This is a genomic window from Bradyrhizobium sp. 21 (assembly GCF_023073335.1).
Taxonomy (GTDB): domain Bacteria; phylum Pseudomonadota; class Alphaproteobacteria; order Rhizobiales; family Xanthobacteraceae; genus Bradyrhizobium.
The window spans coordinates 17,402-21,040 of the sequence record NZ_JADPJG010000038.1 but is presented as its reverse complement, the minus strand read 5'-3'; the positions used below and the strand labels follow the sequence as shown (position 1 = coordinate 21,040).

Below are 3,639 nucleotides of genomic sequence, written 5' to 3'. Positions count from 1 at the left end.
CGTCGGGATCGCGCTCGGCGCCGAGGCCACCTGGCCGGCACCCGCCAGCAGCAGCACGCCGACCGCGATCAGGAATTGCCGCATCCGTTGCGGGATCTGGCCGGAGACGGCGCTCTGCATCAATGTCGCCGTGACATAGCCGCCGGAGAAGCCGACGGTGGCGATCAGCCACCAGGCGATCGCCGCGCCCGCCGGGATGAACTCATGCGTGTCGGAGTGCCAGAGGCCGCCGAGGTCGAGCCCGTAGCGGGCGCCCAGCATGTGCACGGCGAGCGCGAGCAGCACGCCGGAGATCACGGCGGCGCCGAGAATCAGGCGGCGCGGAAAAAAAATCGTCTCAGCCATCTCTCGCTTGTAGGATGGGGCAGGGCGATCGCGCAAGCGGATCGCTGACTGGATTGCGGATTGGATTGCGCGGATTGGATCGATCGTGAAGATGCAGGATTCGGGAGCCGAGACGGCTTCGGGCGCGAGCTATGCCTACAAGGCGTCGCTGATCGGCTCGGCGCATCGCTTCGAGCTGACGGACCAGGGGCTCTCCTGGCGCATCGGCGGCCGTTCGGGCCTGTGGCGCTATGACGAGATATCGGCGATCCGGCTGTCGTTCCGCCCGGTGTCGATGCAGCAGCACCGCTTTCGCGCCGATGTCGGCCACACCGGTGGCGGCCGTATCGCGATCCTCTCGACGAGCTGGCAGACCGCGGCCCTGATGGCGCCGCAGGACAATGGCTTTCGCGACTTCATTGTCGCATTGCACGCGCGGATGGCGCAGGCCGGCAGCCGCGCCGAATTGACCGCAGGCCTTGGCCGCAGGACCTATGCGGTGGTGCTGGCGTTTCTGGCAGTGCTGACGGTGGCGATGACAGGCCTCCTGATCCGCGCGCTGATCATCGGCGAATTCGCCGGCGTGCTGTTCATCCTCGGCTTTGCCGCGCTATTCGCCTGGCAGGTCGGCGGCTTCGTCCGGCGCAACCAGCCGCGGAGCTACAGCTTCGATCGCGTGCCGAACGCCTTGTTGCCGTAGGTGCAACCGGCCGCAATCAAACGTGACTTCGCGCCTATGCGCCGGTGTCGCATCGTGCTGCCATGTCAGCCATGGATCGCGGCACCCGCAGGCCTACGGCGGATGAGATCGGCGAGATCAACCGCACGCATCTGATCGATACGCCGCTCCGGCCGGCCGACCTGATGTTCATGTTCGGCACCCGCGAGGACGTCGCGTTGCGCGCCGACACCGCTGCAAGGCTGTGGCGCGAGGGCTTTTTCCGCTGGTCGATTGTCAGCGGCGGCGTGACGCCGGGCTCGGAGCAATCCGAGTGTACGATCATTAAGGCGGCAATGGTCGCGGCGGGCATTCCGGCGGATCGAATCCTCGAGGAACACGGGCGACGAACACCGGTGAGAACGTGATCCTCTCGCTGCCGATCATCGATGCCGCGCTGGGGCTGAACGATATCCGCAGCGTGATCTGCCTCGGCAATACCTGGACGGCGCGCCGCTATCCGATGACGCTGCACCGGCGAAGTCGAGAAGATGCTGCTCACCGTCGACAGCTTTGCGACGCCGCGCGCGCTATGGCACACCGACGTCGAGTTTCGCCGGCGCGTCCTGCACGAATGGGACAAGATCGAGCCGTACAAGGCGAGGGGCTTCATCGCGGAATGGCCGGAACACTGACAAGGCTCGGACCGCTACTCCGTCGAGTCAAAATCCTCTTCCTTGGTGCCGAGCAGCGAGACGAGGGTACGCAGGCCGGAATCGAGCTGCTCGAATGAGGGCGGGGCGAGCGCGAGCCGCACCGCATTCGGTGCATGGCCATGGGCGATCGCGAAGGTCGAGGACGGCGTCAGCGCGATGCCGCGGCGGGCTGCGGCGGCGACGAAGGTCTGCGAGCGCCAATGTGCCGGCAGCGTCAGCCAGAGATGATAGGCGCGGGGATCGGCGGAGAGCTGGTAGCCGGCGAGCAGCCTTGCCGCGGTCTGCTGCCGGCGCGCGGCGTCGATGCGCTTCAGGCGGGTCAGCTCGGCGACGGTGCCGTCGGCCATCAGCCGCTGCCCGGATGCGAGCGCGTGGCCGGAGGCGATCCAGCCGCCGGTGCGGACCGCGCTCATCACGCCTTCGCGCAGATGCGGCGGCGCCACCAGGATGCCGAGTGCGAGGCCCGGCGCAACCTTCTTGGACAGGCTGTCGATCACGATGCAGCGGTCCGGCCCGAGCGCCGCCAGCGGCGTATCGTCGGCCAGGAAACCGTAGACGGCGTCCTCGATGATGGTGAGGTCGAGCTTCTCGGCGACGCGCATGATGTCGGCGCGCCTTGTCGCGTTCATGGTGACGCCGAGCGGATTTTGGATGATGGGCTGGAGATACAGCGCCGAAAGATGCGCCTCGCGATGGGCTTTCTGAATGGCATCGGGGCGTGCGCCGAATTCGTCCATCGGAATCGGGACCAGCGTCACGCCGAGCCGCGCGGCGATGCTCTTGACGTAGGGATAGGTCAGCGCTTCGACGCCGCAGCGGCCGCCGGTGGGGACGAGGGCGGCGAGGGCTGCCGCGAGCGATTGCTTGCCGTTGGCGGTGAACACGATCTGTTCGGCCTGCGGCGTAAAATCCTTGCGCGCGAGATAGGCGGCAGCTGCGTTGCGCGCACTCTTGGTGCCGGTGCTGGTGGAGACGCGCAACGCGGATTCGAGCGCGTCGACGCGCTCCAGCCCCGCGAGGCTCTTGGCGATCATCGCCCATTGCTGCGGCAGCAGCGGGTAATTGACCTCGAAATCGATCCGCGCGTCGCGCGGTTCGCTCAGCGCCTCGACCTCCCGCCTGATGTCGCCGGAGATGAAAGTGCCGCGCCCGACCTCGCCGACGACGAGGCCGCGGCGGAGCAACTCCGTATAAACCCGGCTCGCGGTCGAGACCGCAATACCACGGTCATAGGCAAAATTGCGCTGCGGCGGCAGCCGGTCGCCGGGCCTTAACGTGCCGTTAGAGATATCCGAGGCAATGGCATCGGCAAGCTTCACGTACTCGAACTTGGACATTATTGCACCGAGAGCAATGTTTCACTTGCTCCGAGTAGTGTACTGGAGCATTTAAGTTCCATCAAGGTCCACGATTGAGCCGAGGAGAGCGAGAGCAATCCGACGGCAAATGAGGTGCAGGCGCTGACAGCGTCTTCGCCAACGGCATCTGCGTCGCCGCGGGGACAGAAGTCCGGAGAAGAAAAATGACCACGATCTCGCAAGCTGCCGGGCGGAGTTTACGCCCATCCTCGGGCGGATTTTTCCGCACGCTCGCCAATGGCGTCACTGCGCTGTTCGACCGCCTGGAGCAGCGCTCCGCCGTCAAGACGCTGAACGAGCTCGACGACCGCGCCCTGCGCGACATCGGGATCACGCGCAGCCAGATCGAGGACGCGGTGTACGGCCAGTTCAAGGCCGAGCTGACGCGGTATTTGTAAACTCCGTGTCCCGGACGCGCCGCAACGCTGTTGGCGTTGCTGCGCAGGGCCGGGACCCGGCTCGTAGGATGGGTAGAGCGAAGCGAAACCCATCACACTTTTATTTGCGCGGAAGCATGATGGGTTTCGCAAGTGCTCTACCCATCCTACGACCCCGCGGACACGCCTTTGCATCCTCGCGGCAT

Annotated in this window: 4 protein-coding genes and 1 pseudogene; 3 read left to right on the top strand and 2 right to left on the bottom strand. The window is 66.0% G+C overall.

Features of this window, described 5'->3' with window-relative positions; translation table 11 throughout:
- Positions 1–345: hypothetical protein (locus tag IVB31_RS33195; RefSeq protein ID WP_247332497.1), on the bottom strand; the 345-nt coding region annotated here is incomplete at its 3' end.
- A 91-nt stretch (positions 346–436) separates the two neighbouring features.
- On the opposite strand from IVB31_RS33195, the gene IVB31_RS33190 reads away from it, so the two are divergent.
- Positions 437–1,024: a hypothetical protein gene (locus IVB31_RS33190; protein ID WP_247332636.1), complete on the top strand. Its 588-nt coding sequence runs from the start codon at positions 437–439 to the stop codon at positions 1,022–1,024.
- Positions 1,025–1,086: 62 nt separating this feature from the next.
- Positions 1,087–1,677, top strand: a pseudogene (locus IVB31_RS33185) (YdcF family protein).
- 14 nt (positions 1,678–1,691) lie between these two features.
- On the opposite strand, the gene IVB31_RS33180 reads toward IVB31_RS33185, so the two are convergent.
- Positions 1,692–3,035, bottom strand: coding sequence for a PLP-dependent aminotransferase family protein (locus IVB31_RS33180; protein ID WP_247332495.1), 1,344 nt, complete (start codon positions 3,033–3,035; stop codon positions 1,692–1,694).
- Positions 3,036–3,220: 185 nt separating this feature from the next.
- Between IVB31_RS33180 and IVB31_RS33175 the strand changes: the two genes are divergently transcribed.
- The gene (locus IVB31_RS33175; protein ID WP_247332493.1) at positions 3,221–3,454 is read left to right on the top strand and encodes a DUF1127 domain-containing protein; all 234 of its coding nucleotides are present in this window, start codon (positions 3,221–3,223) and stop codon (positions 3,452–3,454) included.
- Positions 3,455–3,639: the final 185 nt, after the last annotated feature.

Bases quoted from the DNA above. Each gene is read 5' to 3' on its own strand.
- IVB31_RS33190 (WP_247332636.1), top strand. From the start codon at position 437: ATGCAGGATTCGGGAGCCGAGACGGCTTCGGGCGCGAGCTATGCCTAC.
- IVB31_RS33180 (WP_247332495.1), bottom strand. From the start codon at position 3,035: ATGTCCAAGTTCGAGTACGTGAAGCTTGCCGATGCCATTGCCTCGGAT.
- IVB31_RS33175 (WP_247332493.1), top strand. From the start codon at position 3,221: ATGACCACGATCTCGCAAGCTGCCGGGCGGAGTTTACGCCCATCCTCG.